General features: G+C 59.5%; 28 protein-coding genes. 27 read left to right on the top strand and 1 reads right to left on the bottom strand.

Translation table 11 applies throughout. The features are described from left to right. Window positions 1-18 precede the first annotated feature (18 nt). From HHJ17_RS01930 to tatC, 26 genes are all read left to right on the top strand, one after another. Window positions 19-4,770 (top strand): glutamate synthase-related protein, encoded by a 4,752-nt coding sequence (locus HHJ17_RS01930; RefSeq protein WP_296500528.1) that lies wholly within the window; start codon window positions 19-21, stop codon window positions 4,768-4,770. 68 nt (window positions 4,771-4,838) lie between these two features. Continuing rightward, complete coding sequence (locus HHJ17_RS01925) at window positions 4,839-6,305, top strand: glutamate synthase subunit beta (RefSeq protein WP_296500526.1); 1,467 nt, start codon at window positions 4,839-4,841, stop codon at window positions 6,303-6,305. 77 nt (window positions 6,306-6,382) lie between these two features. Continuing rightward, window positions 6,383-7,201: an ABC transporter ATP-binding protein gene (locus HHJ17_RS01920; protein WP_296500524.1), complete on the top strand. Its 819-nt coding sequence runs from the start codon at window positions 6,383-6,385 to the stop codon at window positions 7,199-7,201. Then, entirely contained in the window at window positions 7,198-7,980 is a 783-nt protein-coding gene (gene mlaE / locus HHJ17_RS01915; RefSeq protein WP_296500523.1) for a lipid asymmetry maintenance ABC transporter permease subunit MlaE, read from the top strand. The genes HHJ17_RS01920 and mlaE overlap by 4 nt, the downstream gene beginning before the upstream one ends. A 79-nt stretch (window positions 7,981-8,059) precedes the next feature. After that, window positions 8,060-8,548: an outer membrane lipid asymmetry maintenance protein MlaD gene (gene mlaD, locus HHJ17_RS01910; RefSeq protein WP_296500521.1), complete on the top strand. Its 489-nt coding sequence runs from the start codon at window positions 8,060-8,062 to the stop codon at window positions 8,546-8,548. Window positions 8,549-8,550: 2 nt separating this feature from the next. Next, window positions 8,551-9,414: a VacJ family lipoprotein gene (locus HHJ17_RS01905; protein WP_296504896.1), complete on the top strand. Its 864-nt coding sequence runs from the start codon at window positions 8,551-8,553 to the stop codon at window positions 9,412-9,414. Continuing rightward, window positions 9,411-10,049 carry a phospholipid-binding protein MlaC gene (locus HHJ17_RS01900; RefSeq protein WP_296504830.1) on the top strand — a complete coding sequence of 213 codons (639 nt, stop codon included), beginning with the start codon at window positions 9,411-9,413 and terminating at the stop codon, window positions 10,047-10,049. The genes HHJ17_RS01905 and HHJ17_RS01900 overlap by 4 nt, the downstream gene beginning before the upstream one ends. A gap of 2 nt (window positions 10,050-10,051) precedes the next feature. Then, window positions 10,052-10,339: an STAS domain-containing protein gene (locus tag HHJ17_RS01895; RefSeq protein ID WP_296504828.1), complete on the top strand. Its 288-nt coding sequence runs from the start codon at window positions 10,052-10,054 to the stop codon at window positions 10,337-10,339. Between the two features lie 9 nt (window positions 10,340-10,348). Continuing rightward, window positions 10,349-11,290 carry an ABC transporter ATP-binding protein gene (locus HHJ17_RS01890; protein ID WP_296504826.1) on the top strand — a complete coding sequence of 314 codons (942 nt, stop codon included), beginning with the start codon at window positions 10,349-10,351 and terminating at the stop codon, window positions 11,288-11,290. Beyond that, window positions 11,287-12,042: an ABC transporter permease gene (locus HHJ17_RS01885; RefSeq protein ID WP_296504824.1), complete on the top strand. Its 756-nt coding sequence runs from the start codon at window positions 11,287-11,289 to the stop codon at window positions 12,040-12,042. The genes HHJ17_RS01890 and HHJ17_RS01885 overlap by 4 nt, the downstream gene beginning before the upstream one ends. 29 nt (window positions 12,043-12,071) lie before the next feature. Further along, on the top strand, window positions 12,072-12,314 hold the full coding sequence (locus tag HHJ17_RS01880; RefSeq protein ID WP_296504822.1) for a BolA family protein: 243 nt from the start codon (window positions 12,072-12,074) through the stop codon (window positions 12,312-12,314). A 23-nt stretch (window positions 12,315-12,337) separates the two neighbouring features. After that, window positions 12,338-13,603, top strand: a complete 1,266-nt coding sequence (gene murA / locus HHJ17_RS01875; protein ID WP_296504821.1) for a UDP-N-acetylglucosamine 1-carboxyvinyltransferase — start codon at window positions 12,338-12,340, stop codon at window positions 13,601-13,603. A gap of 14 nt (window positions 13,604-13,617) precedes the next feature. Beyond that, a complete protein-coding gene (gene hisG / locus HHJ17_RS01870; protein WP_296504819.1) occupies window positions 13,618-14,256 on the top strand; it encodes an ATP phosphoribosyltransferase in 639 nt (212 codons plus the stop codon). Window positions 14,257-14,273: 17 nt separating this feature from the next. Then, window positions 14,274-15,617, top strand: a complete 1,344-nt coding sequence (hisD, locus tag HHJ17_RS01865) for a histidinol dehydrogenase (protein WP_296504816.1) — start codon at window positions 14,274-14,276, stop codon at window positions 15,615-15,617. Then, window positions 15,614-16,723: a histidinol-phosphate transaminase gene (hisC, locus tag HHJ17_RS01860; RefSeq protein ID WP_296504814.1), complete on the top strand. Its 1,110-nt coding sequence runs from the start codon at window positions 15,614-15,616 to the stop codon at window positions 16,721-16,723. Before hisD ends, hisC begins: the two co-directional genes overlap by 4 nt. Beyond that, complete coding sequence (hisB, locus tag HHJ17_RS01855; RefSeq protein WP_296500502.1) at window positions 16,720-17,328, top strand: imidazoleglycerol-phosphate dehydratase HisB; 609 nt, start codon at window positions 16,720-16,722, stop codon at window positions 17,326-17,328. Before hisC ends, hisB begins: the two co-directional genes overlap by 4 nt. 51 nt (window positions 17,329-17,379) lie before the next feature. After that, window positions 17,380-18,075: an imidazole glycerol phosphate synthase subunit HisH gene (gene hisH / locus HHJ17_RS01850; protein ID WP_296500500.1), complete on the top strand. Its 696-nt coding sequence runs from the start codon at window positions 17,380-17,382 to the stop codon at window positions 18,073-18,075. A gap of 59 nt (window positions 18,076-18,134) precedes the next feature. Beyond that, entirely contained in the window at window positions 18,135-18,875 is a 741-nt protein-coding gene (gene hisA, locus HHJ17_RS01845) for a 1-(5-phosphoribosyl)-5-[(5-phosphoribosylamino)methylideneamino]imidazole-4-carboxamide isomerase (RefSeq protein WP_296500498.1), read from the top strand. A gap of 89 nt (window positions 18,876-18,964) precedes the next feature. Next, complete coding sequence (gene hisF, locus HHJ17_RS01840) at window positions 18,965-19,744, top strand: imidazole glycerol phosphate synthase subunit HisF (protein WP_296500495.1); 780 nt, start codon at window positions 18,965-18,967, stop codon at window positions 19,742-19,744. 65 nt (window positions 19,745-19,809) lie between these two features. Continuing rightward, on the top strand, window positions 19,810-20,217 hold the full coding sequence (gene hisI, locus HHJ17_RS01835) for a phosphoribosyl-AMP cyclohydrolase (protein WP_296500493.1): 408 nt from the start codon (window positions 19,810-19,812) through the stop codon (window positions 20,215-20,217). A 6-nt stretch (window positions 20,218-20,223) separates the two neighbouring features. Next, window positions 20,224-20,604: a phosphoribosyl-ATP diphosphatase gene (locus HHJ17_RS01830; protein WP_296500491.1), complete on the top strand. Its 381-nt coding sequence runs from the start codon at window positions 20,224-20,226 to the stop codon at window positions 20,602-20,604. Next, entirely contained in the window at window positions 20,601-20,984 is a 384-nt protein-coding gene (locus HHJ17_RS01825; protein ID WP_296500489.1) for a hypothetical protein, read from the top strand. The genes HHJ17_RS01830 and HHJ17_RS01825 overlap by 4 nt, the downstream gene beginning before the upstream one ends. Beyond that, a complete protein-coding gene (locus tag HHJ17_RS01820) occupies window positions 20,981-21,355 on the top strand; it encodes a histidine triad nucleotide-binding protein (RefSeq protein ID WP_296500487.1) in 375 nt (124 codons plus the stop codon). Before HHJ17_RS01825 ends, HHJ17_RS01820 begins: the two co-directional genes overlap by 4 nt. Before the next feature lie 79 nt (window positions 21,356-21,434). Beyond that, window positions 21,435-21,677 (top strand): Sec-independent protein translocase subunit TatA, encoded by a 243-nt coding sequence (tatA, locus tag HHJ17_RS01815; protein ID WP_296500485.1) that lies wholly within the window; start codon window positions 21,435-21,437, stop codon window positions 21,675-21,677. A gap of 45 nt (window positions 21,678-21,722) precedes the next feature. Continuing rightward, window positions 21,723-22,187, top strand: coding sequence for a Sec-independent protein translocase protein TatB (gene tatB, locus HHJ17_RS01810; RefSeq protein ID WP_296500484.1), 465 nt, complete (start codon window positions 21,723-21,725; stop codon window positions 22,185-22,187). After that, window positions 22,187-22,981, top strand: a complete 795-nt coding sequence (tatC, locus tag HHJ17_RS01805; RefSeq protein ID WP_296500482.1) for a twin-arginine translocase subunit TatC — start codon at window positions 22,187-22,189, stop codon at window positions 22,979-22,981. Before tatB ends, tatC begins: the two co-directional genes overlap by 1 nt. Before the next feature lie 93 nt (window positions 22,982-23,074). Here the strand turns inward: tatC and HHJ17_RS01800 are convergent, their stop codons facing one another. Continuing rightward, window positions 23,075-24,217: a trypsin-like peptidase domain-containing protein gene (locus tag HHJ17_RS01800; RefSeq protein ID WP_296500480.1), complete on the bottom strand. Its 1,143-nt coding sequence runs from the start codon at window positions 24,215-24,217 to the stop codon at window positions 23,075-23,077. A 93-nt stretch (window positions 24,218-24,310) separates the two neighbouring features. Here HHJ17_RS01800 and HHJ17_RS01795 point away from each other — a divergent pair, with 93 nt between their 5' ends. Further along, window positions 24,311-24,679, top strand: a complete 369-nt coding sequence (locus tag HHJ17_RS01795; protein ID WP_296500479.1) for a hypothetical protein — start codon at window positions 24,311-24,313, stop codon at window positions 24,677-24,679. The last annotated feature ends 61 nt before the right edge of the window (window positions 24,680-24,740 follow it).

The following is a 24,740-nucleotide window of genomic DNA, read 5'->3' as shown; positions in this document are numbered from 1 at the left end:
AATTATTAGGAGTGCGCCATGACGACGGCTGCGGAAATTCGAGATCTTCAGAACAACGGTTTGTATTCCACCGAACACGAGCATGACGCTTGTGGCGTGGGCTTTGTGGCGCATATCAAGGGCACCAAGTCGCACGACATTGTCAAGAATGCGCTCAAAATTCTGGAAAACCTGGACCATCGGGGTGCCGTCGGTGCCGACAAGCTGATGGGTGATGGGGCCGGCATTCTGATCCAGTTGCCCGATGCGCTGTACCGGGAAGAGATGGCGGCGCAAGGCGTGACCTTGCCGCCACCCGGCGAATACGGCGTCGGCATGGTCTTTTTGCCGAAAGAGCACGCTTCGCGTCTCGCGTGCGAGCAAGAGATGGACCGTGCCATCAAGGCCGAAGGCCAGGTGCTGCTGGGCTGGCGCGATGTGCCGGTGAATCGCGACATGCCGATGTCGCCCACCGTGCGCGAAAAAGAGCCGGTGCTCAAGCAGGTCTTCATTGGCCGCGGCAACGATGTGATCGTGCAGGACGCGCTGGAGCGCAAGCTGTACGTCATCCGCAAGACCGCCAGTGCCCACATTCAGGCGCTCAAGCTCAAGCACAGCAAAGAATATTACGTGCCCAGCATGTCCAGCCGTACCGTGGTGTACAAGGGCTTGCTGCTGGCCGATCAGGTCGGCGTCTACTTCAAAGACCTGAGCGACGTGCGCTGCGTCTCGGCACTAGGCCTGGTGCACCAGCGCTTCTCGACCAACACCTTCCCCGAGTGGCCGCTGGCCCACCCGTACCGCTATGTGGCGCACAACGGCGAGATCAACACCGTCAAGGGCAACTACAACTGGATGAAGGCGCGTGAAGGCGTGATGTCGTCGCCGGTGCTGGGCGCCGATCTGCAAAAGCTGTACCCGATCAGCTTTGCCGGCCAGTCCGACACTGCCACCTTCGACAACTGCCTGGAACTGCTGACGATGGCGGGCTACCCGATCAGCCAGGCCGTGATGATGATGATTCCCGAGCCGTGGGAGCAACACACCACCATGGACGAGCGCCGCAAGGCCTTCTATGAATACCACGCCGCCATGATGGAGCCGTGGGACGGCCCGGCATCCATCGTGTTCACCGATGGCCGCCAGATTGGCGCCACGCTGGACCGCAACGGCCTGCGTCCTTCGCGCTACTGCATCACCGATGACGATCTGGTCATCATGGCGTCCGAGTCGGGCGTGCTGCCGGTGCCGGAGAACAAGATCGTGCGCAAATGGCGCCTGCAGCCCGGCAAGATGTTCATGATCGACCTGGAACAGGGCCGCATGATCGACGACGAAGAGCTGAAGGCCAATCTGGCCAACAGCAAGCCGTACAAGCAGTGGATCGAGAACTTGCGCATCCGGCTGGATGACGTGGTCGGCGGTGGCGAACCGGCTTCGGCGTCAGAAAGCGTCGTGAGCCTGCTGGACCGTCAGCAAGCTTTTGGTTTTACCCAGGAAGACATCAAGTTCCTGATCGCACCGATGGCAGTGGCCGGTGAAGAATCGCTGGGCTCCATGGGCAACGACAGTCCGCTGGCCGTTTTGAGCGATAAAAACAAGCCGCTTTACAACTACTTCAAGCAGTTGTTCGCGCAGGTGACCAATCCCCCGATCGACCCGATTCGCGAAGCGATCGTGATGTCGCTGGTGTCTTTTGTCGGCCCGAAACCCAATTTGCTCGACATCAACCAGGTCAATCCGCCGATGCGCCTGGAGGTGAGCCAGCCCGTGCTGGACTTTGCCGACATGGCCAAGTTGCGCGACATTGAGAAGCACACGCAAGGAAAATTCCGCAGCTACACGCTGGACATCACCTACCCGCTGGTCTGGGGCCGCGAGGGGGTGGAAGCCAAGCTGGCCTCACTCTGTGCCGAAGCGGTAGACGCCATCCAAGGCGGTAAAAATATTCTGATCATCAGCGACCGAGGTGTGAGCGCCACGCAAGTGGCGATTCCGGCGCTGCTGGCGCTGAGCGCCATCCACCAGCATCTGGTGGGCGCGGGCCTGCGCACCAGTGCCGGCCTGGTGGTGGAAACGGGCACGGCGCGCGAGGTGCATCACTTTGGCGTGCTGGCGGGCTACGGTGCCGAAGCCGTTCACCCCTACCTGGCGATGGAAACGCTGGCCAGCATCCATAAGGATCTGCCGGGCGACCTGAGCGCCGACAAGGCGATCTACAACTACGTCAAGGCCGTAGGCAAGGGTCTGTCCAAGATCATGTCCAAAATGGGCGTGTCCACCTACATGAGCTACTGCGGCGCCCAGCTGTTTGAAGCGATTGGTTTGAACAGCAACACCATTGCCAAATACTTTGCCGGTACCCCCAGCCGGGTCGAAGGCATCGGCGTGTTCGAGATTGCCGAAGAAGCCATCCGCATGCACAAGGCCGCCTTCAGCGACGATCCGGTGCTGGCCAACATGCTGGACGCCGGTGGCGAATACGCCTGGCGCGCGCGCGGCGAAGAGCACATGTGGTCGCCCGACGCCATTGCCAAGCTGCAGCACAGCACCCGCTCCAACAACTGGAACACGTACAAGGAGTACGCCCAGCTGATCAACGACCAAAGCAAGCGCCACATGACCTTGCGCGGCCTGTTTGAATTCAAGATTGATCCGGCCAAGGCGATTCCGGTGGAAGAAGTCGAGTCGGCGAAAGAAATCGTCAAGCGATTCGCCACCGGCGCCATGTCGTTGGGTTCGATTTCGACCGAAGCGCACGCCACGCTGGCCGTGGCCATGAACCGCATTGGCGGCAAGAGCAACACCGGTGAGGGTGGCGAAGACCCGGCGCGTTACCGCAATGAGCTCAAGGGCATCCCGATCAAGCAAGGCCAGACGATGGCCGACATCATCGGCCACGATGTGGTGGAGGTGGACATCCCGCTCAACCCGACCGACTCGCTGCGTTCGCGCATCAAGCAGGTGGCATCGGGCCGCTTTGGCGTCACCGCCGAGTACCTGAGCAGTGCCGACCAGATTCAGATCAAGATGGCCCAGGGCGCCAAGCCCGGTGAGGGCGGCCAGCTGCCCGGTGGCAAGGTGTCCGAGTACATCGGTCGCCTGCGTCATTCCGTGCCCGGCGTCGGCCTGATTTCGCCGCCACCGCATCACGATATTTACTCGATTGAAGATCTGGCACAGTTGATTCACGATCTGAAAAACGTGGCACCGCATGCCGGCATCAGCGTCAAGCTGGTCGCAGAGATCGGCGTCGGTACCATCGCCGCCGGCGTGGCCAAGTGCAAGGCCGACCATGTGGTCATCGCCGGGCACGACGGCGGCACGGGCGCCTCGCCCTGGTCGTCCATCAAGCATTGCGGCAGCCCGTGGGAAATCGGTCTGGCTGAAACCCAGCAAACGCTGGTGCTCAATCGCCTGCGCAGCCGCATCCGCGTGCAGGCCGACGGCCAGATGAAGACCGGCCGCGACGTCGCCATTGGCGCGTTGCTGGGTGCGGATGAATTCGGCTTCGCCACGGCACCGCTGGTGGTGGAAGGCTGCATCATGATGCGCAAATGCCACCTCAACACCTGTCCGGTCGGTGTGGCGACGCAAGACCCCACGTTGCGCAAGAAGTTCTCTGGCAAGCCGGAGCATGTGGTGAACTACTTCTTCTTCATTGCCGAAGAAGTGCGCCAGATCATGGCCCAGCTCGGCATCCGCAAGTTTGACGACCTGATCGGCCGCGCTGACTTGCTCGACATGCGCCAGGGGATCGAACACTGGAAGGCCAGCGGCCTGGATTTCAGCCGCCTGTTTGCGATGCCGAATGTGCCCGCCGACGTGCCCCGTTTCCAGACCCTGGAACAAGACCACGGCTTGGAAAAATCGCTCGACAATGTGCTGATCGCCAAGAGCCGTGCTGCCATCGACAAGGGCGAAAAAGTGCAGTTCATGGAAATGACCCGCAATGTGAACCGCTCGGTCGGCGCCATGCTCTCCGGCGCGCTGACCAAGGTGCATCCTGAAGGATTGCCGGATGACACCATCCGCATCCAGCTCGAAGGCACGGGCGGTCAGTCCTTTGGCGCCTTCCTGGCCAAGGGCATCACCATGTACCTGATTGGCGATGCCAACGACTACACCGGCAAGGGCCTTTCGGGCGGCCGGATTGTGGTGCGCCCCAGTATTGACTTCCGCGGTGAGGCAATCCGCAACACCATCGTCGGCAACACGGTGATGTACGGTGCGACGGCGGGTGAAGCCTTCTTCAGTGGCGTCGGCGGCGAGCGCTTTGCGGTGCGCCTGTCCGGTGCCACCACGGTGGTGGAAGGTACCGGTGACCACGGTTGCGAGTACATGACCGGTGGCACCGTGGCGGTGCTCGGCAAAACCGGGCGCAATTTTGCGGCCGGCATGAGCGGCGGCATTGCCTATGTCTATGACGAAGACGGCCAGTTTGCCAAACGCTGCAACACCGCCATGGTGTCCATGGAAAAAGTGCTGACGGCAGCCGAGCAGCAAGCCAGCATCGATGCCAGCCTCTGGCATCGTGGCCAAAGCGATGAAGCACAGCTGAAGAAGTTGCTGGAAGACCATAACCGCTGGACCGGCAGCAAACGGGCCCGTGAATTGCTCGATACCTGGGATGTCTCCCGCTTGAAATTCGTCAAGGTGTTCCCGAACGAATACAAGCGTGCCCTGGGTGAGATTCATGCGCGTGGCCGTGGGGTCTTGTCAAAAGAAGCGCTAGCCCTTACCAGCCGTGCGCAAGTAGCTACAAAAAAAGAAGCAGTCCCCGCTAAGTAAAGCGCGAACTCTTCAAACTTAAAGTGTTGGGGACAGAGGCCAAAGGTCTGTCCCCCAAAGGAGTAGATATGGGAAAAGTCACTGGCTTCATGGAGTTTGAGCGCGTCGAAGAGGGTTACAAACCCGTCGCCGAGCGTTTAAAGAATTACAAAGAATTTGTGGTCGGCCTGGACGACGCGAAGGCCAAGGTGCAGGCGGCGCGTTGCATGGATTGCGGCACCCCGTTTTGCAACAACGGCTGCCCGGTCAACAACATCATTCCGGATTTCAACGACCTGGTGTACCGGGGCGACTGGAAAAACGCGATTGACGTGCTGCACAGCACCAACAACTTCCCCGAGTTCACCGGCCGCATCTGCCCGGCACCGTGCGAGGCGGCTTGCGTGCTCAATGTGAACGACGAGGCGGTGGGCATCAAGTCCATCGAGCACGCCATCATCGACCGCGCCTGGGCCGAAGGCTGGGTGAAGCCGCAGGTGGCCAAACACAAGACCGGTAAAAAGGTTGCCGTGGTGGGCTCCGGCCCGGCCGGTATGGCGGCGGCGCAGCAATTGGCCCGCGTCGGCCACGATGTCACCCTGTTCGAGAAGAACGACCGGGTCGGTGGTTTGCTGCGTTACGGCATTCCCGACTTCAAGATGGAAAAGTCGCACATCGACCGCCGGGTTGAACAGCTGCAAAAAGAAGGCGTCACCATCCGTACCAGCGTGCTGGTCGGCGAGCTGCCCAAGGGCAGCAAGGTCACCAATTGGGCCAAGGAAACCATTTCGGCGGCCCAGTTGCAAAAAGACTTTGACGCCGTGTTGCTGACTGGCGGTTCCGAGCAGTCGCGCGATTTGCCGGTGCCCGGCCGCGATCTGGAAGGCGTTTATTTCGCTATGGAGTTCCTGCCGCAGCAGAACAAGGTCAATGCCGGCGACAAGCTCAAAGGCCAGTTGGTTGCTTCCGGCAAGCACGTCATCGTCATTGGCGGTGGCGACACCGGCTCGGATTGCGTCGGCACCAGCAACCGCCACGGCGCGGTCAGTGTCACCCAGTTTGAAGTGATGCCGCAGCCTCCGGTGGAAGAAAACCGCCCCATGACCTGGCCCAACTGGCCGCTCAAGCTGCGCACCAGCTCCAGCCATGACGAGGGTTGTTCGCGCGAGTTCGCCATCTCCACCAAGGAGTTCATTGGCGAAAAAGGCAAGCTCACCGGTCTGAAAACCGTGCACATCGAGTTCAAAGACGGCAAGATGGTCGAGATTCCCGGTACCGAGAAAACCTACCCCGCTGACTTGGTGTTGCTGGCCATGGGTTTTGTCAATCCGGTCGCCACCGTGCTGGAGGCCTTCGGTGTCGACAAAGATGGCCGTGGCAATGCCAAAGCGACGACCGAATTCACCGGCGGCTATGCCACCAATGTGGCCAAGGTGTTTGCCGCTGGCGACATCCGCCGCGGCCAGAGCCTGGTGGTGTGGGCGATTCGCGAAGGCCGTCAGGCCGCGCGCTCAGTGGATGAATTCCTGATGGGATTCAGCGACCTGCCGCGTTAATTCGCCGGGATAGCCTTCGCTATTAGGGCAATCCCTTATGATCCAAGGGCCGGGAATCACCCGGCCTTTCTTTTAATATGGCCACCTCCACTTCAGAATCTCTTGTCGAACTGCGCAATCTCACCTTTGGTTATGGTGATCGGGTCATCCTGGACGACATTTCTTTGTCCGTGCCGCGTGGCAAGGTCACGGCACTCATGGGCGCTTCCGGTGGCGGCAAGACCACCATTTTGCGTTTGATTGGCGGACAGAATCGGGCGCAGTCCGGTGAATTGCTGTTTGATGGTCAGGATGTCACCCCGATGGACCAGACGCAGCTCTATGCCGCACGTCGCCGCATGGGCATGCTGTTCCAGTTTGGTGCCTTGTTTGCCGACTTGTCGGTGTTTGAGAATGTGGCGTTTCCGCTGCGCGAACACACCGATTTGCCCGACGCCCTGATTCGCGACATCGTGCTGATGAAGCTCAATGCGGTCGGCTTGCGCGGCGCGCGTGACTTGATGCCCAGTGAAGTCTCGGGTGGCATGGCACGCCGTATTGCCTTGGCGCGTGCCATTGCATTGGACCCTGAATTGGTGATGTATGACGAGCCGTTTTCCGGGCTGGATCCGATTTCTCTCGCCACGGCAGCGCGCTTGATCCGCCAGTTGAATGATTCCATGGGACTGACCAGCGTTTTTGTCTCGCATGAACTGGAGCAGACCTTTGCGATCTCCGACCATGTGATCATTCTGGCCAATGGGAAGATCGCAACCCAAGGCACGCCTGAAGAAGTGCGGCAAAGTACCGATCCGCTGGTGTACCAGTATGTGAATGCGCTGTCGGATGGGCCGGTGCATTTCCATTATCCGGGCCCCTCGATTGATGAAGATTTTGGTTTGGGAGTGGTGCGATGAGTTGGTACAAACCAGGCGATATCGGGTTTTCCGTGCGCCGCCAATTGGCGGACTTGGGGCAGGGGGCCCGCCTGTTCATCCGTCTGTTGTCCACGCTGGGCGGCAGCTTGAAGCGCTTCGGCCTGATTCGCGACCAGATTCATTTCTTGGGCAACTACTCGCTGGCCATCATCGGGGTGTCCGGCCTGTTCGTTGGCTTTGTTTTTGGCTTGCAGGGTTACTACACTTTGCAGCGTTATGGTTCATCCTCCGCCTTGGGTCTGCTGGTGACGCTCACGCTGGTCCGGGAGTTGGGGCCGGTGGTGACAGCGCTGCTGTTTGCCGGTCGGGCCGGCACCTCGCTGACGGCTGAAATTGGTCTGATGAAGGCTGGCGAGCAGATCAGCGTCATGGAAATGATGGCGGTTGACCCGGTGCTGCGCATTCTGGCCCCCCGGTTTTGGGCCGGCGTCATCACGATGCCGCTGCTGGCCGCCGTCTTCAGCGCCATGGGCATCACCGGCGGCTGGGTGGTGGGCGTGCTTATGATCGGCGTCGATGGTGGGTCGTTCTGGAGCCAGATCCAGGAGGGCGTCGATGTTTGGCAAGACTTGGGCAACGGCGTTCTCAAAAGTATTGTGTTCGGTTTTGCCGTGACTTTTATCGCGCTGTTACAGGGTTTCAAAGCGCAACCCACGCCCGAAGGTGTGGCCAGTGCGACCACCCGAACGGTGGTGGTCGCGTCTCTGTCGGTTCTTGGTCTGGATTTCATCCTGACGGCCATGATGTTTACTATTTAATTAATCGAAATTTTGTGGGGCAGTCCGCCGTTACGCGAAGCGAACGAGCTCTGTCCCCAACTGTTTAGAAGGAAGTTTGATGCAGCGCTCGAAGAATGATGTGTGGGTTGGCCTGTTTGTGCTGATTGGGGCGGTCGCGATCCTGTTTTTGGCCCTGCAGTCAGCCAATTTGTTGAGTTTGAGTTTCCAGAAAAACTATTCGTTGAATGCTAAGTTTGACAATGTTGGCGGACTCAAGCCTAAAGCGGCGGTTCGCAGTGCCGGCGTTGTGGTTGGCCGGGTTGAAAATATCGTGTTTGATGACAAGTCCTTTCAGGCTCGCGTGACGCTGGCCATGGAAAGCCGTTATTCTTTCCCGAAAGACAGTTCGCTGAAAATTTTGACCAGTGGCTTGTTGGGTGAGCAATACCTGGGCATTGAACCCGGTGCCGAGGAGAAGACGCTGGTGGAAGGCGACACCATCACCAGCACCCAGTCGGCCATGGTGCTGGAAAGCCTGATCAGCCAGTTTTTGTACAGCAAAGCCGCTGAGGGAAACAGTCCGGACGATAGTAAAACCAAAAAATGATGATGAATTTAAACAAGTCTCTTGTCACTCACAAGACGCTCCGGGGCGTCCTGGGGAGCAGCGCTCTCATCGTTTTGGCGCTGCTGTCAGGTTGTGCCACCGGCCCCAATGCCAATCCGCGTGATCCGCTTGAACCGTTCAATCGGGGGGTCTATCAACTCAATGATGCGGTCGATCGGGCGGTGCTCAAACCCGTTGCGACGGCTTATCAGGATGTCGTTCCGTCACTGATTCGTCGCGGGGTGAACAATTTTTTTGCTAACTTGCAGGATGCCTGGTCATTTGTGAACAACGCCTTGCAGTTCAAAGGGGAGGCTGCAGCGGACAGTGCGGTTCGCTTTGGTGTCAACACTTTCATTGGTTTGGGAGGCGTGCTTGACGTGGCCACCGAGATGAATATCGAGAAACACACCAAAGATTTTGGTCACACCCTCGGATATTGGGGGGTGGCGCCTGGCCCTTATCTCGTCTTGCCCTTGCTGGGGTCTTCAACCCTGCGCGATACGGTGGCACTGCCCGTGGATTTCCAAGGTGATATCGTGGGCTACATTGAGCATATTCCGACGCGCAACACCTTGATCGCGATGCGACTGGTTGACGACCGGGCCAATTTGTTAAAAGCCTCCGCGATGCTGGATGAAGTCGCGTTGGATAAATACACGTTTGTCCGTGACGCCTATCTTCAGCGCCGCCGTAGCGCAATTTATGATGGCAATCCACCCGACGACGATACCGGGGGAATTTTCCCTGCGCAGCCCGAGTTGACGCCGTCGCGGGAAGCGTTACGTTCTGAAACGCCAACGAACGCGCTAACCGAAACGTTAAGTAATGCCGGGCTTCCCGGCGATGAGAAAGTCAAACCATGAAACGTCGTTTTTTTAGTCATTTGTGTGCCCTGCTGGTTGTGAGTGCCTCCACGCTGTTGGCGCTGCCGGTCAGTGCTGCCGACGAAGCGGCAGACGCGTTGATCAAACGCCTGTCCACCGATGTGCTGGACAACATCAAGTCCGATAAAGCCATTCAGGCTGGCGACGTGTCCCGGATCGTTTCGCTGGTGGACGCCAAGATCATGCCGAACGTGAATTTTCAGCGCATGACCGCCTCGGCCGTCGGTCCCGCCTGGCGGCAGGCCACCCCGGAGCAGCAAAAACGCTTGCAGGAAGAATTCAAGACCTTGTTGGTGCGCACCTATGCGGGCGCCTTGTCCCAGGTCAGTGACCAGACCATTTTCGTCAAGCCCATGCGGGCATCGGCGGAAGACAAAGATGTGGTGGTTCGGACCGAGGTCAAAGGCCGGGGCGACCCCATCCAACTGGACTACAAGCTGGAAAAAACGCCCGGTGAAGGCGCCGGCTGGAAAATTTACAATCTGAACGTGTTGGGCGTCTGGCTGATGGAAACCTATCGCAGCCAGTTTTCGCAGGAAATCAATGCCAAAGGCCTCAACGGCTTGATCACGACCCTGGCCGATCGCAACAAAGCCAACGCCAAAAAAGGCTAACTGTGCTGGTACTGCCAAAAGAGTTGACGCAAACCCAAGCCACCGCCTGCCTGCGCATGCTGGTTCAGGGTTTGCGCGCCCTGTCGGGTCAAGAGGTGGTGGTCGACGCCACGGGCTTGAGCCGATTTGATTCGGCGGCGTTGGCGGTGCTGCTGGAACTGCGGCGCGAGACCCTGGCCCAGGGCAAACGTTTCTCCGTTCGCGGTTTGCCGGCCCGGTTGGGTGATCTGGCGACGCTGTACGGGATTGTTGAGCTACTGCCAGCCGCTTCGCCCGCGCTCGTAAAATAGCGGACTCACATGTCCGCAATATCTTTTCAATCCGTCTCCAAGTCCTATCCTTCCCCGCGCGGACCCAAAGGCAGTACTTTTCTCGCCCTTGATCGCGTGAGCCTCGATATCGAGGAAGGGGAATTTTTCGGTCTGCTGGGCCCCAATGGCGCCGGCAAGACCACCATGATCAGCATTCTGGCCGGCCTGTCGCGCGCCAATGCCGGCAAAGTGTCGGTGCTGGGGCATGACGTCCAGCTTGATTACGCCCAGGCACGGCGCAGCTTGGGTGTGGTGCCGCAGGAACTGGTGTTTGACCCCTTCTTCAACGTGCGTGAAGCGCTGCGGTTCCAGTCCGGCTACTTCGGCGTGAAAAACAACGATGCCTGGATTGATGAGTTGCTGGACAGCCTGGGCCTGACCGACAAGGCGGGCGCCAATATGCGGCAACTGTCCGGCGGCATGAAGCGGCGAGTCCTGGTGGCGCAGGCGCTGGTGCACAAGCCCCCCGTGATCGTGCTGGATGAACCGACTGCGGGCGTGGATGTGGAATTGCGCCAGACACTGTGGCAATTCATTGCCAAGCTCAACAAGCAGGGCAGCACGGTCTTGTTGACCACGCATTATCTGGAAGAGGCCGAAGCCCTGTGCGGACGGATTGCCATGCTCAAGTCGGGGCAAATTGTGGCGCTGGACCACACCAGCGAGCTGCTCAAGGCCGCCTCCAGCAATGTGCTGCGTTTCAAAGTTGACAGCGAACTCCCCAAGCTGCTGGCGGACAAGGCCCGCATTACCGGGCGTATTGTTCAGTTCCCCGCGCACGATGCCCTGGAAATTGAGCACTACCTGGCGGCTGTCCGCGAGGCCGGGCTGGTGGCACACGATGTCGAGATCCGCAAGGCTGATCTGGAAGATGTATTTCTGGATGTGATGAAGAAAAGTCATCAACAGCCCGGGGGGCTATCCGCATGACCGGCTGGCAAACCCTGTTGTACAAGGAAGTGCTGCGCTTCTGGAAGGTGGCGTTTCAGACGGTAGCGGGTCCGGTGCTGACGGCCATGCTGTACCTGCTGATCTTCGGGCACGCCCTGGAGTCGCATGTCAAGGTTTACGACCAGGTCAGTTACACCGCTTTTCTGGTGCCGGGTCTGGCGATGATGAGCCTGTTGCAAAACGCCTTTGCCAACAGTTCATCGTCACTGATCATGAGCAAAGTGATGGGCAACCTGGTGTTCTTGCTGCTGACGCCGCTCTCGTACATGAACTGGTTCGTTGCCTACGTGGGTGCGGCCGTCATCCGGGGCCTGATCGTCGGCTTGGGCGTGTTTGCCGTTTCTGCCTTGTTTACCGACCTCAGTTTTGTGGCCCCGCTCTGGATTCTGATCTTTGGCGTGATGGGTGCCGCGCTGATGGGCACCTTGGGGCTGATCGCCGGCTTGTGGGCCGAGAAGTTTGACCAGTTGGCAGCTTTCCAGAATTTTGTCGTCATGCCGATGACTTTTTTGAGTGGCGTGTTTTACTCGATCCATTCCTTGCCGTCGTTTTGGCAGACCGTCAGCCACCTGAACCCGTTTTTCTACATGATCGACGGTTTCCGTTACGGCTTTTTCGGCGTGAGCGATGTTTCGCCGTGGCTCAGTTTGAGTGTGGTGGGCGGGGCGCTGGCAGCCGTTAGTGCGGTGGCCGTGTACTTGCTTCACATTGGCTACAAAATCCGCAGCTGAAGCGCTTTTTTACTTTTTGGATGGTTGACATGACTGCAGACGAGATCAAGAACATGATTGCTTCAAGCCTCCCGTGCGAGCACATTGAGCTTGAAGGGGATGGCCGCCATTGGTACGCCACCATTGTGTCTCCCGCGTTTGAAGGCCAGCGCGCTATCCAGCGCCACCAAAAGGTGTATGCCACGCTGGGCACCAAAATGCAAAACGACGAGGTTCACGCCCTCTCGATGAAAACCTACACACCGGCTGAATGGGCGCCATTGGCTCCCTGATTTGATTTTGCTGAACTGACTTTATGGATAAATTATTGATTCGCGGTGGCCGACCACTGCATGGTGATGTGGCTATTTCTGGCGCCAAGAATGCGGCTTTGCCGGAACTGTGTGCTTGCCTGCTGACGGCCGAGCCCGTGACCCTGACCAACGTGCCCAAGTTGCAGGACGTGGCCACCATGCTCAAGCTGATCCGCAACATGGGGGTCAGTGCCGAGCGCAGTGACGAGGGCGTGGTGGTGCTGGATGCCAGTACATTGACCAATCCCGAGGCCCCCTATGAACTGGTCAAGACCATGCGTGCTTCGGTGCTGGCGCTGGGCCCGTTGCTGGCGCGGTTTGGTCATGCCAAGGTGTCCTTGCCGGGCGGTTGCGCCATCGGCTCGCGGCCGGTGGATCAGCATATCAAGGGTCTGACCGCCATGGGCGCCGAGATTGTGGTCGAGCATGGCTACATGATCGCCAAATTGCCCGAAGGCTGGACGCGCCTGAAGGGGGCTCGCATTGCCACCGACATGGTGACCGTCACCGGCACCGAGAACTTCTTGATGGCCGCCTGCCTGGCCGACGGCGAGACTATTTTGGAGAACGCGGCGCAAGAGCCCGAGATTCCCGATCTGGCCGAAATGCTGATCAAGATGGGCGCCAAAATTGAAGGCCACGGCACCAGCCGCATTCGGATTCAGGGCGTTGACAAGCTGCACGGTTGCGAGCACCAGGTGGTGGCCGACCGCATTGAGACCGGCACCTTCTTGTGTGCGGTGGCGGCGACGGGCGGCGATGTGCTGCTGCGGCACGGCCGGGCCGAGCACCTGGAAGCCGTGGTGGAGAAACTGCGCGATGCCGGGGCCACGGTCACGGCGGTGGACGGCGGCATTCGGGTCCAGTCCCAGGGCCGGTTGAAAAGCCAGAGTTTTCGCACCACCGAGTACCCCGGTTTCCCGACCGACATGCAGGCGCAATTCATGGCGCTCAACTGCATCTCGCACGGCACGGCCAAGGTGATCGAAACCATTTTCGAGAACCGTTTCATGCACGTCAACGAGATGGTGCGCCTGGGCGCCAACATCCAGATTGACGGCAAGGTGTCAGTGGTGGAAGGGGTCGAAAAACTCTCGGGCGCCACCGTGATGGCCACCGATCTGCGCGCTTCTGCCAGCCTGGTGATTGCCGGTTTGGTGGCGGACGGTGACACCCTGATCGAGCGCATTTACCACCTGGACCGCGGCTATGACCAGATGGAAGCCAAGCTGCGCGGCCTCGGTGCGGACATCGAGCGCATCAAATAGAAATTCAAAACACCATGATTACCATCGCTTTATCCAAAGGCCGCATCTTCGAAGAAACCTTGCCGCTGCTGCGCGCCGCTGGCATCGAGGTGCTGGAAGACCCGGAAAAATCGCGCAAGCTCATCCTCACCACCAACCAGCCGGATGTGCGCGTGCTGGTGGTGCGGGCGACCGACGTGCCGACCTACGTGCAATACGGCGGTGCCGATCTCGGCATTACCGGCAAAGACACGCTACTGGAGCATGGGAGCGACGGCCTGTACCAGCCGCTCGACCTGCAGATCGCCAAGTGCCGCATCAGTGTCGCGGTGCGGGCGGATTTTGACTATGCGTCGGCCGTCAAGCAGGGTTCACGGCTGAAAGTGGCCACCAAGTACGTGGCGATTTCGCGCGAATTTTTTGCCTCTAAAGGCGTGCACGTCGACTTGATCAAGCTCTATGGCAGCATGGAACTCGCGCCTTTGGTGGGTCTGGCGGATGCGATCGTCGATCTGGTGTCCACCGGCAACACGCTCAAGGCCAACCACCTGGTCGAGGTCGAGCACATCATGGACATCAGCTCGCGGCTGGTGGTGAACCAGGCGGCGCTCAAGCTCAAGCAGGCCCCGATCCGCAAAATCATCGATGCCTTTGCCTCCGCTGTTGGCCAATAACCCATTTGTAAAGCGCTATGACTTTTATAGCTACCCCCGCCCGTCTATCAACCGCTAGCAGCACATTTGATGCTGAATTCAAGGCGCGCCTGCATTGGTCGGCCGAGACCGATGCCGCGATTGAGCAGCGGGTCGCCGACATTCTGTTGGATGTGCAACAGCGCGGGGATGCCGCGGTGCTGGACTACACCGCTCGCTTTGATGGCCTGCAGGCCGCCTCGATGGCCGCGCTGGAACTCACGCAGGCCGAACTGAAAGCGGCGTTCGAGGCCATTCCGGCCGCCCAGCGCGACGCCCTGCAAGCGGCCGCCCAGCGCGTGCGCAGCTACCACGAAGCGCAGAAAAAGGCCAGCGGTGAAAGCTGGAGCTACCGCGACGAAGACGGCACCTTGCTGGGGCAAAAGGTCACGCCGCTGGACCGGGTCGGCATTTATGTGCCGGGTGGCAAGGCCGCCTATCCGTCCTCGGTATTGATGAATGCCATTCCCGCGCACGTCGCCGGGGTGGCTGAAATCATCATGGTGGTGCCGACGCCGAAAGGCGAAAAAAACCCGCTGGTGCTGGCGGCGGCCTATGTGGCCGGCGTCACCCGCGCCTTCACCGTCGGCGGTGCGCAAGCGGTGGCAGCGTTGGCCTACGGCACGCAAACCATTCCCAAAGTGGACAAAATCACCGGTCCCGGCAACGCCTACGTCGCCGCCGCCAAGCGCCGTGTCTTTGGCACGGTCGGCATCGACATGATCGCCGGCCCGAGCGAGATTTTGGTGCTGGCCGATGGCAGCACGCCGCCGGACTGGGTGGCGATGGATTTGTTCAGCCAGGCCGAACACGACGAGCTGGCGCAGAGCATCTTGCTGTGCCCCGATCTGGACTACATCGCGCAAGTGCAGCAAAGCATCAACCGTTTGCTCAATGAGATGCCGCGCGCCGAGATCATCGCCAAGTCGCTCAACGGCCGCGGCGCGCTGATTCACACGCGCAGCATGGAAGAAGCCTGCACCATCAGCAACGCCATCGCGCCGGAACATTTAGAGGTGAGCAGCCGTGACCCGCACCGCTGGGAGCCGTTGCTGAAACATGCCGGTGCCATTTTTCTCGGTGCCTACACCAGCGAATCGCTCGGTGACTACTGCGCTGGCCCGAACCATGTGCTGCCGACCAGCGGCACGGCGCGCTTCAGCTCGCCGCTGGGCGTGTACGACTTTCAGAAACGCTCCAGTCTGATTGAAGTGAGCGAAGCCGGCGCCCAAACCCTGGGCCGCATTGCCGCCGAACTGGCGTATGGCGAGGGTTTGCAAGCCCATGCGCGGGCGGCAGAACTGCGGCTGGCCCAAGTGCCCGCCATGAGGAAAGCAACATGAATACCGTCAACCCGACGCTGATGCAACGCATCCGCCAGGACGTGCAGGCCATGCACGCCTACGCGGTGCAGGATTCGACCGGCATGGTCAAACTTGATGCGATGGAAAATCCGCACCGCTTGCCCATTGAGTTGCAAGTTGCATTGGGCCAGCGACTGGGCGCATTGGCGCTGAACCGTTACCCCGACAACCGTGTCAACGACCTGCGCCAGGCACTGGCCCAGTACGCTGGCATGCCCGAAGGCTTTGAGATCATGCTGGGCAACGGCTCGGACGAGTTGATCAGCCTGCTGGCGCTGGCCTGCGCCGTGCCGCCGAGTGCTGAAAACGGCTTTAAAAAAGCCAGTGTGCTGGCGCCGGTGCCCGGTTTTGTGATGTATGGCATGAGCGCGCAGTTGCAGGGGCTGGCCTTTCACGGTGTGCCGCTGACAGAAGATTTTGAACTGGACGAGGCCGCCATGCTGGCGGCCATCGCGCTGCACCAACCGGCCATCACCTACCTGGCCTATCCGAACAACCCGACCGCCAATCTGTGGGACGACGCAGTGATCGAGAAGATCATCCTGGCGGTGGGCGCGCAGGGCGGGCTGGTGGTGATGGACGAGGCCTACCAGCCGTTTTCCAGCAAAAGCTACCTAGACAGGTTGTCCCAACACCGTCATGTGCTGCTGATGCGCACGCTCAGTAAATTTGGTCTGGCCGGGGTCCGGCTCGGCTACCTGATGGGCCCGAACGCCCTGATTGCCGAGATCGACAAGGTGCGCCCGCCCTACAACGTCAGCAGCTTGAACTGCGAGTGCGCCCTCTTTGCGCTCGAACATCAAGAGGTATTTTGGCGCCAAGCCCTTGATCTGCGTTCGCAGCGCGCTATTCTTTTGGAAACGTTGGCCCGTTTGCCCGGCGTCCGGGTCTACCCCAGCGACGCCAACATGATTTTGGTGCGCGTGCCTGACGCGCAAAAAACCTTTGACGGCATGAAAATGCGCAAAGTCCTGGTTAAGAACGTTTCTAAAATGCACCCACTGCTGGCCAATTGCCTGCGCCTGACCGTTGGCACCGCCGACGAAAACCGGCGCATGCTGGCCGCCCTCCAGGAATCACTATGACCCTCTCCCTCTCGACCCCCCGCACGGCGGAAGTGTCCCGCAACACCGCCGAGACCAAAATCACGGTCAAAGTCAATCTGGACGGCACCGGCCAGGCCAAGTTGCACACCGGCATTGGCTTTTTTGACCACATGCTCGATCAGATTGCCCGTCACGGCATGATCGATCTGGACATCCACGCCGATGGTGATCTGCACATTGACGGCCACCACACGGTGGAAGACGTCGGCATTGCCTTTGGCCAGGCCGTGCACAAGGCGGTGGGCGACAAAAAAGGCATTCGCCGCTACGGTCATGCCTATGTGCCGCTGGACGAAGCGCTGTCGCGCGTCGTCATTGACCTGTCCGGCCGGCCCGGCCTGATCATGAACGTGCCGTTCAAAAGTGGCATGATCGGCACCTTTGACAGCCAGTTGGCGCATGAGTTTTTTCAGGGTTTTGTGAACCACGCCTTTGTCACGCTGCACATCGACAACCTGCGCGGCGAGAATGCCCATCACCAGGCCGAGACCGTGTTCAAGGCCTTCGCCCGCGCCCTGCGCGCGGCGCTCGAATTTGATCCGCGTGCCTTGGGTACCATTCCCTCGACCAAAGGTTCTTTGTAGTTTTATATGTCAAATAGGCCTCTAGCCCCCGTCGATATTGCGTAAGTAGCTATGAATTCAATAGTAAGTGGTGTTCGCAACAAAACCGTTGCCGTGGTCGATTACGGCATGGGCAACCTGCGTTCGGTGTCGCAGGCGGTGCAGGCAGCGGCCGAAGGCAGTGGTTACCAGGTGGTAATTACCGCCAATCCGGACGAAGTACGAGCTTGTGAGCGTGTCGTGCTGCCAGGCCAAGGCGCCATGCCGGACTGTATGCGCGAGTTGCGTGAGTCAGGTCTGCAAGCCTCGGTGCTGGAAGCGGCGGCCAGCAAACCCCTGTTTGGGGTCTGTGTCGGCATGCAAATGCTGCTCGACCACAGCGCCGAGGGCCCAGTGGGTGTGGGTACGCCCGGGCTGGGCTTGATTCACGGCGAGGTGCTGAAGTTCGACCTGATCGGCCAGTTGCAGCCCGACGGCAGCCGCTACAAAGTGCCGCAAATGGGCTGGAACCAGGTCTATCGCAACAACCACGGTGGCGCGCCGCACCCGGTGTGGGGCGACGTGCCCGATGGCAGCTACTTCTACTTTGTGCACAGTTTTTACGCCCAACCGTCGGATGCGCGCCACAGCGTGGGCGAGACCGACTACGGAAGCCGCTTCAGTTCCGCCATTGCACGCGATAATATTTTCGCAACCCAATTCCATCCTGAGAAAAGTGCCGATCACGGCCTGGCGCTCTACCGGAATTTCCTGCACTGGAATCCCTGAAATCTTCGCTCAAGCTGAGCATCCTTTATCTCCTTTTTCCTCATCAACTCTGAAGCAACATGCTTTTAATCCCTGCAATTGACTTAAAAGACGGCCACTGCGTTCGCCTCAAACAAGGCGACATGGACCAATCCACCACCTTTGGCGAAGACCCGGCCGTGATGGCGCGCAACTGGGTCAACAAAGGCGCCCGGCGCCTGCACCTGGTGGATCTGAATGGCGCTTTTGCGGGGCAGCCGAAAAACGAGATGGCGATTCGCAAAATCCTCAAGGAAGTGGGCAGCGAAGTGGACGTACAGCTGGGTGGCGGGATCCGCGATCTGGACACGATCGAGCGTTACCTGGATGCCGGCCTGCGCTACGTCATCATTGGCACGGCGGCGGTCAAAAACCCCGGTTTCCTGCTTGATGCCTGTAACGCGTTTGGCGGCCACATCATCGTCGGCCTCGATGCCCGCGATGGCAAAGTGGCGACCGACGGCTGGAGCAAGCTCACCCGCCATGAGGTGGTGGACCTCGGCAAGCGGTTCCAGGACTACGGCGTTGAGTCCATCATCTACACCGACATTGGCCGTGATGGCATGCTCACCGGCATCAATGTGGACGCCACCGTCAAGCTAGCCCAAGCCCTGACCATCCCGGTCATCGCCTCCGGTGGTCTGAGCAACATGGCCGATATTGAAGCCTTGTGCGCGGTGGAAGACGACGGCGTTGAAGGCGTCATTTGCGGTCGCGCCATCTACTCCGGTGACCTCGATTTTGCCGCCGCGCAAGAGCGCGCTGACGAGTTGAATGGCTGAAATATGACCCCCACGCTTGTCACTTCGTGCGCTACGCTGCCCCCCGAGGGGGCTGCAGTCGCCTTGGGGCGGCCCGGCGTCGCCTGCCCATGCTAGCCAAACGCATCATTCCCTGTCTTGACGTCACCGGGGGCCGGGTCGTCAAAGGTGTCAATTTTGTGGAATTGCGCGACGCCGGCGACCCGGTCGAGATCGCCGCGCGCTACAACGAGCAGGGCGCCGATGAGCTGACCTTTCTCGACATCACCGCCACCAGTGACGGGCGCGACATGATTCTGCACATCATCGAGGCGGTCGCCGCCAAGGTGTTCATTCCCCTGACCGTCGGCGGTGGCGTGCGCACCGTCGACGATGTGCGCCGGCTGCTCAATGCCGGCGCCGACAAGACCAGTTTCAATTCGGCCGCACTGGCCAATCCGCAGGTCATCCGCGATGCTTCCGCCAAGTACGGCGCTCAGTGCATCGTGGTGGCGATTGATGCCAAGCGCCGTTTTGGCGACGCCATGCTGGACCGCGGTGAAGGCTGGGATGTGTACAGCCACGGCGGCCGGCAGAACACCGGGCTGGATGCGGTGGCTTGGGCGCGCCAGATGGCCGAGTACGGCGCCGGTGAAATTTTGCTCACCAGCATGGACCGCGACGGCACCAAGGCCGGTTTCGATCTGGCGCTGACGCGCGCCGTGAGCGACGCCATCAATGTGCCGGTGATCGCCTCCGGCGGTGTCGGTACCCTGGACCATCTGGCCGATGGCATTCAGCTGGGCGGGGCCGATGCCGTGTTGGCCGCCAGCATCTTCCACTACGGCGAATACACCGTCGGCCAGGCCAAAGCCAGAATGGCCGAGCGCGGCATTCCGGTCCGGCTTTAAGCTATTTAAGCCTCTAGCCCCCGTCAATGCTGTGCAAGCAGCTATTAATTAAGTAGCAAATAAACATGACGAACGAACCCTCCATGAGCTGGTTGAAACATATTCGCTGGGATGCCAAAGGGCTGGTGCCGGTGATTGCGCAGGAGCAGGGCAGCAACGACGTGCTGATGTTCGCCTGGATGAACCGCGAGGCCTTGCAAAAAACGGCGGAGCTGGGGCAGGCGGTGTATTTCAGCCGCTCGCGCAACAAGCTCTGGTACAAGGGCGAAGAATCGGGTCATGTGCAGAAAGTGCATGAAATCCGCATGGACTGCGACAACGACGTGATCCTGCTCAAGGTTACCCAACTCGGGCACGAGCCCGGCATTGCCTGCCATACCGGGCGCCACAGCTGTTTTTTCAGCGTTTACGAAAACGGTGCCTGGAAAATCACCGAGCCGGTCTTGAAAGACCCGCAAACCATCTATAAATAAGCGCTTATGTCCACCCACGTTTCCTCCACTGATTCCCTGGCCAGTCTGGCCCGCGTCATCGAAAGCCGCTTGCCGCAAAACGGCGGCGATCCAACCGCCAGCTATGTGGCGCGCCTGCTGCACAAGGGGCCGGATGCCTTCCTGAAAAAAATCGGGGAAGAAGCGACCGAAGTGGTCATGGCGGCCAAAGATGCCGATTTTGGCGGCGACAAGACCAAGATCGTCTATGAAGTGGCGGACCTCTGGTTTCACTGCATGATTGCGCTGGCGCACTACGGCCTGACGCCTGCCGATGTGGTGACGGAGTTGGACCGCCGGGCCGGCACCAGCGGCATCGAAGAAATGGCTTTGCGCAAGGTGCTGGCGCGCGAGGGGGAGCCCAAATGAGCCAGGATTCGCTGGACCTGGAAAAGCTGCAGTCGCTCAACACGGTGGGCACCATCAGCTACATCCTGCATCTGATCGTGGCCGTCGGCGCCCTGATTCCGGGTGGGCAGTTTGGCCCGGTGCTGTTGATCGTGGCCTTGATCATCGACCTCGTGAAACGTCCTGAGGCGGTGGGCACCTGGCACGCGTCGCACTTTTCCTGGCGCATCCGCACGGTCGTGATAGCGGCGCTGCTCTACGCGGTGACCGTTCCCTTGTGGTTTTTCTTCATTCTGCCGGGCTGGATCGCCTGGATTCTGATTTCCATCTGGTTTCTTTACCGCATCGTGACGGGACTGGTCCGCATGAACAAAGGGCTGGCCATGGAGACCACTGCATGACTGAAAAAATAGTTCAGAGCGACCCGGATTGCATTTTTTGCAAAATTGTCGCGGGCCTCATTCCTTCCAAGGTGGTTTATCAGGATGAGGAACTATTTGTCTTCAACGATATCCATCCTTGGGCGCCAGTGCATTTTCTCGTGATTCCCAAAATGCACATTCCGTCCATGGCGCAGATTGGCCCTGAACATGCCGGGTTGCTGGGCCGTATGATGACGCTGGCACCCCAGCTGGCGGTACAGGAAGGCTGCAATCCTTACCCGGACGGCGGTTTTCGCATGCTGTGCAACACGGGGGCGCAGGGCGGTCAGGAAGTGCATCACTTGCATATTCATGTGATGGGTGGGCCGCGGCCTTGGCTCAAGGGTTAAATTCCCGGGCTAATTTCGAAGTTAATACGCTGAATCTACTTCGCCGACTAAAATTGGTTTAATTCCTCAGGAGAAATACATGGGATTTTCGACAACACACTTGATCATTTTTTTGGTCATCATCATTGTTATTTTTGGTACCAAGAAGCTCCGTAACATCGGATCTGATCTGGGTGGCGCAGTCAAGGGCTTCAAGGATGGCATGAAAGATGGCGCCGACAAAGCCGCTGACGCCGCCACAACGACACCTGCCCAGCAGGTGGAGTCCACCTCCGCGACCGCCAAGGAAACGATTGATGTTGAAGCCAAGACCAAGGTCTGATCAAGCCGGTCTGGCGCTTTGCGCCCATCAGCAGGACATGCTTAAGTGATTGATATCGGGATCACCAAGCTCGCCATCATTGGCGGGATTGCCCTCGTGGTCATTGGCCCCGAGAAGTTGCCTGGTCTGGCCAAGACCATCGGCACGTTGTTGGGGCGTGCGCGCCGTTACGTGGCGGATGTCAAAGACGAAGTCAACCGGTCCATGGAGCTTGATGAGCTCAAGAAAATGAAGGACACGGTTGAAAGCGCGGCGCGGGATGTCGAGAATTCGATCCAGACCAGCGCCTCCGATTTCGAGAAAAGCTGGGCCGAGTCCACCGGACTGCCTTCCGATACGACTTCCAGCGATTTGTATGCAGGCTTTCCTGAGTACAAACATCCCCATAAAAAATGGCGCATCAAGCAGGGTGCCACTCCCAACTGGTACAAAGCCCGTACCGGAACCCGTACCCGTGCCTTGTCCGGTGCCGCCCGCGTGGCCCGGTTTCGACCTTCCAAAGTTAGCTGATGACCGATCCTGCGAAAAAAGACGACGAACTGGCCGGAACTGAACAGCCCTTCGTCCAACACCTGTTCGAGCTGCGCGACCGCCTGTTGCGTGCGATGTATGGCGTGGTGGCCGTTTTGGCGGGGCTGCTGTTTTTCCCCGGTCCGTCCAGACTCTACGATTTGCTGGCAATGCCACTGGTCAAGGCGTTGCCCGAAGGCTCCCGCATGATCGCCGTGGGCGTGGTGTCACCGTTTCTGGTACCGATCAAGGTCTCGGTGCTGGCCGCGATTGGTTTGGCGTTGCCCTGGATTCTTTACCAAGTCTGGGCCTTTGTGGCACCGGGCCTGTACAAACATGAGAAAAAGCTGGTGTTGCCGCTGGTAGCCGCCAGCACCATTCTGTTTTACATGGGCGCCGCGTTTTGCTACTTTTTTGTCTTTGGGCAAGCCTTTCCGGCGATCCAGAAAATGGCGCCCATTTCTGTGGCGGTCAGTCCGGACATTGAGGCTTATCTCGATTTCGTCATCACCATGTTCATCGCGTTTGGCGTGGCATTTGAGGTGCCGATTGTGGTCGTGATTTTGGCCCGCATGGGGATCGTGACCGTGGCGCAGCTCAAGTCATTTCGTACTTATTTTGTGGTCGGTGCGGCAGCGGTTGCCGGGCTGGTGACGCCGCCCGATCCGGTGTCCATGCTGGCTTTGCTGGTGCCGATGTACCTGCTGTACGAGATTGGCATCGTGGCGGCACAGGTTTTCATCAAACACACCCAGGCACCGGACGAAGAGGCCGAGGCCGCGAAGCCTTCGTAAAAGAAAAAACGCCTTTTGCCGTTAGGCCTTGGGCGTTGGTCGATTTAAATCAAAAAGCCACTTGTCGCTGCCTGCGACAAGTGGCTTTTTGCATTACTGGGCTGGTTTGCGCGGCTTGGGGCGCAAGCCGGGTGTCACATCCAGCGTGACTTTTTCTTCCCGGCGCAACAGGTCGAACTTTGACGCCGTACCCGGCTTCAGGGCGGCAACGCTGGACAATAATTCGGACACGTTGCTGACGGGCTTGCCGGCCACCGCCGTGATGACATCGCCGGGCCGGATGCCCGATTGCGCGGCCGGTCCGTTTTGCAGCACCCCGGTAATGATGACGCCTGCGCGGGTCTTGACGCCGAAGGTCTCCGCCAATTCGGGCGATAAATCGTTCGGCTCCACGCCAATCCAGCCGCGCGTGACCTGCCCGTCTTTCACAATGCCCTCCAGCACCAGCTTGGCCGTCGACACCGGAATGGCAAAGCCGATGCCCATGCTGCCGCCCGAGCGCGAATAAATGGCGGTATTGATGCCCAGCAGATTGCCGTTGGTGTCGACCAGTGCACCACCGGAATTGCCGGGATTGATCGCGGCATCGGTCTGGATGAAGTTCTCAAAGGTGTTGATGCCGAGCTGGTTGCGTCCGAGCGCACTGACAATGCCGCCGGTGACGGTCTGCCCAACGCCAAACGGGTTGCCGATCGCCAGCACCTGATCTCCCACCTGCAGCGTATCGGAGTTGCCCAGCACAATGGCGGGCAAGCGGTCCAGCTCAATTTTCAGGACGGCAAGGTCGGAGTCCGGGTCGGTTCCAATCACTTTGGCCTTGGCGTGGCGGCTGTCGTTGAGAATGACCTCAATTTCGTCGGCGCTTTCCACCACGTGGTTATTGGTCAGGATGTAGCCGCTGGCGCTCACAATGACGCCGCTGCCCAGTCCGACCTGGGGTTCGTTGCCCTGTTCGCCAAAGAAAAATTTGAACCAGGGATCGTTGCTGTTGGGATTGTTCCTGACCGCTTTGCTGGTATTGATACTGACCACAGCCGCGGAAGATTTTTGTGCCGCAAGACGGAAACTACCGACGGGGGCCGCCGTGGGTGAGGTGGCCGGGGCCTCCATCAGGGGCAAGGAGCCAAGGCGGGTTGACCGGTTTCCCAGCCAATCGGGCTTGAGTGTGCCGACCACAAAATAGGCAGCCAGCAAAACGGTGACCGTTTGGGCAAACAACAACCAGAGACGTTTCATGAGGAATTTTGGGCGAGACGCCCTCCGAGTAAAGAGACAGGTCAAAAGCAGGACACTAAATTGTAGGCGGCGCCTGTACAGTCGACCACTTCCATGTCCAAGCTCCGCCAAGTTATCCTGATTCACCCTGACGCGCCGTCCAAGCCGGCGCCGGGCGCGCCCTGTAATGGGTGTGGCGTGTGCTGCCTGCTGGAGCCGTGTCCCTTGGGCGTGGTGCTGTCGGGGCGTCGGCATGGCGCCTGTGTCGCGCTACGCTGGCATGGCGACGAGCCTCTGTACCGATGCGGCGCGCTCAGTGCGCCGCTGGAGGTATTGCAGAGTGTGCTGCCTCGGCCAATGTGGCGATTGGCCCCTTGGCTGTCGCCAAGCCTGGCACGTCTGGCAAACCGCTGGATCGCCGTGGGCCAGGGCTGCGACAGCAGCGTGGAGCCGGAGATGCCGCCGTCCGCTTCGCGTAATTAGTCGACAATCAGACGCGACTTGGCGGCCTGCTCGGTCCGCCACTAACCCAACCTTTTTATTG

Origin of the sequence: Rhodoferax sp. (assembly GCF_012927445.1) — a bacterium.
GTDB lineage: Bacteria > Pseudomonadota > Gammaproteobacteria > Burkholderiales > Burkholderiaceae_C > Rhodoferax.
This window is presented reverse-complemented; position numbering and strand designations above follow the sequence as displayed.

Bases quoted from the DNA above. Each gene is read 5' to 3' on its own strand.
- HHJ17_RS01930 (WP_296500528.1), top strand. From the start codon at position 19: ATGACGACGGCTGCGGAAATTCGAGATCTTCAGAACAACGGTTTGTAT.
- HHJ17_RS01925 (WP_296500526.1), top strand. From the start codon at position 4,839: ATGGGAAAAGTCACTGGCTTCATGGAGTTTGAGCGCGTCGAAGAGGGT.
- HHJ17_RS01920 (WP_296500524.1), top strand. From the start codon at position 6,383: ATGGCCACCTCCACTTCAGAATCTCTTGTCGAACTGCGCAATCTCACC.
- mlaE (WP_296500523.1), top strand. From the start codon at position 7,198: ATGAGTTGGTACAAACCAGGCGATATCGGGTTTTCCGTGCGCCGCCAA.
- mlaD (WP_296500521.1), top strand. From the start codon at position 8,060: ATGCAGCGCTCGAAGAATGATGTGTGGGTTGGCCTGTTTGTGCTGATT.
- HHJ17_RS01905 (WP_296504896.1), top strand. From the start codon at position 8,551: ATGAATTTAAACAAGTCTCTTGTCACTCACAAGACGCTCCGGGGCGTC.
- HHJ17_RS01900 (WP_296504830.1), top strand. From the start codon at position 9,411: ATGAAACGTCGTTTTTTTAGTCATTTGTGTGCCCTGCTGGTTGTGAGT.
- HHJ17_RS01890 (WP_296504826.1), top strand. From the start codon at position 10,349: ATGTCCGCAATATCTTTTCAATCCGTCTCCAAGTCCTATCCTTCCCCG.
- HHJ17_RS01885 (WP_296504824.1), top strand. From the start codon at position 11,287: ATGACCGGCTGGCAAACCCTGTTGTACAAGGAAGTGCTGCGCTTCTGG.
- HHJ17_RS01880 (WP_296504822.1), top strand. From the start codon at position 12,072: ATGACTGCAGACGAGATCAAGAACATGATTGCTTCAAGCCTCCCGTGC.
- murA (WP_296504821.1), top strand. From the start codon at position 12,338: ATGGATAAATTATTGATTCGCGGTGGCCGACCACTGCATGGTGATGTG.
- hisG (WP_296504819.1), top strand. From the start codon at position 13,618: ATGATTACCATCGCTTTATCCAAAGGCCGCATCTTCGAAGAAACCTTG.
- hisD (WP_296504816.1), top strand. From the start codon at position 14,274: ATGACTTTTATAGCTACCCCCGCCCGTCTATCAACCGCTAGCAGCACA.
- hisC (WP_296504814.1), top strand. From the start codon at position 15,614: ATGAATACCGTCAACCCGACGCTGATGCAACGCATCCGCCAGGACGTG.
- hisB (WP_296500502.1), top strand. From the start codon at position 16,720: ATGACCCTCTCCCTCTCGACCCCCCGCACGGCGGAAGTGTCCCGCAAC.
- hisH (WP_296500500.1), top strand. From the start codon at position 17,380: ATGAATTCAATAGTAAGTGGTGTTCGCAACAAAACCGTTGCCGTGGTC.
- hisA (WP_296500498.1), top strand. From the start codon at position 18,135: ATGCTTTTAATCCCTGCAATTGACTTAAAAGACGGCCACTGCGTTCGC.
- hisF (WP_296500495.1), top strand. From the start codon at position 18,965: ATGCTAGCCAAACGCATCATTCCCTGTCTTGACGTCACCGGGGGCCGG.
- hisI (WP_296500493.1), top strand. From the start codon at position 19,810: ATGACGAACGAACCCTCCATGAGCTGGTTGAAACATATTCGCTGGGAT.
- HHJ17_RS01830 (WP_296500491.1), top strand. From the start codon at position 20,224: ATGTCCACCCACGTTTCCTCCACTGATTCCCTGGCCAGTCTGGCCCGC.
- HHJ17_RS01825 (WP_296500489.1), top strand. From the start codon at position 20,601: ATGAGCCAGGATTCGCTGGACCTGGAAAAGCTGCAGTCGCTCAACACG.
- HHJ17_RS01820 (WP_296500487.1), top strand. From the start codon at position 20,981: ATGACTGAAAAAATAGTTCAGAGCGACCCGGATTGCATTTTTTGCAAA.
- tatA (WP_296500485.1), top strand. From the start codon at position 21,435: ATGGGATTTTCGACAACACACTTGATCATTTTTTTGGTCATCATCATT.
- tatC (WP_296500482.1), top strand. From the start codon at position 22,187: ATGACCGATCCTGCGAAAAAAGACGACGAACTGGCCGGAACTGAACAG.
- HHJ17_RS01800 (WP_296500480.1), bottom strand. From the start codon at position 24,217: ATGAAACGTCTCTGGTTGTTGTTTGCCCAAACGGTCACCGTTTTGCTG.
- HHJ17_RS01795 (WP_296500479.1), top strand. From the start codon at position 24,311: ATGTCCAAGCTCCGCCAAGTTATCCTGATTCACCCTGACGCGCCGTCC.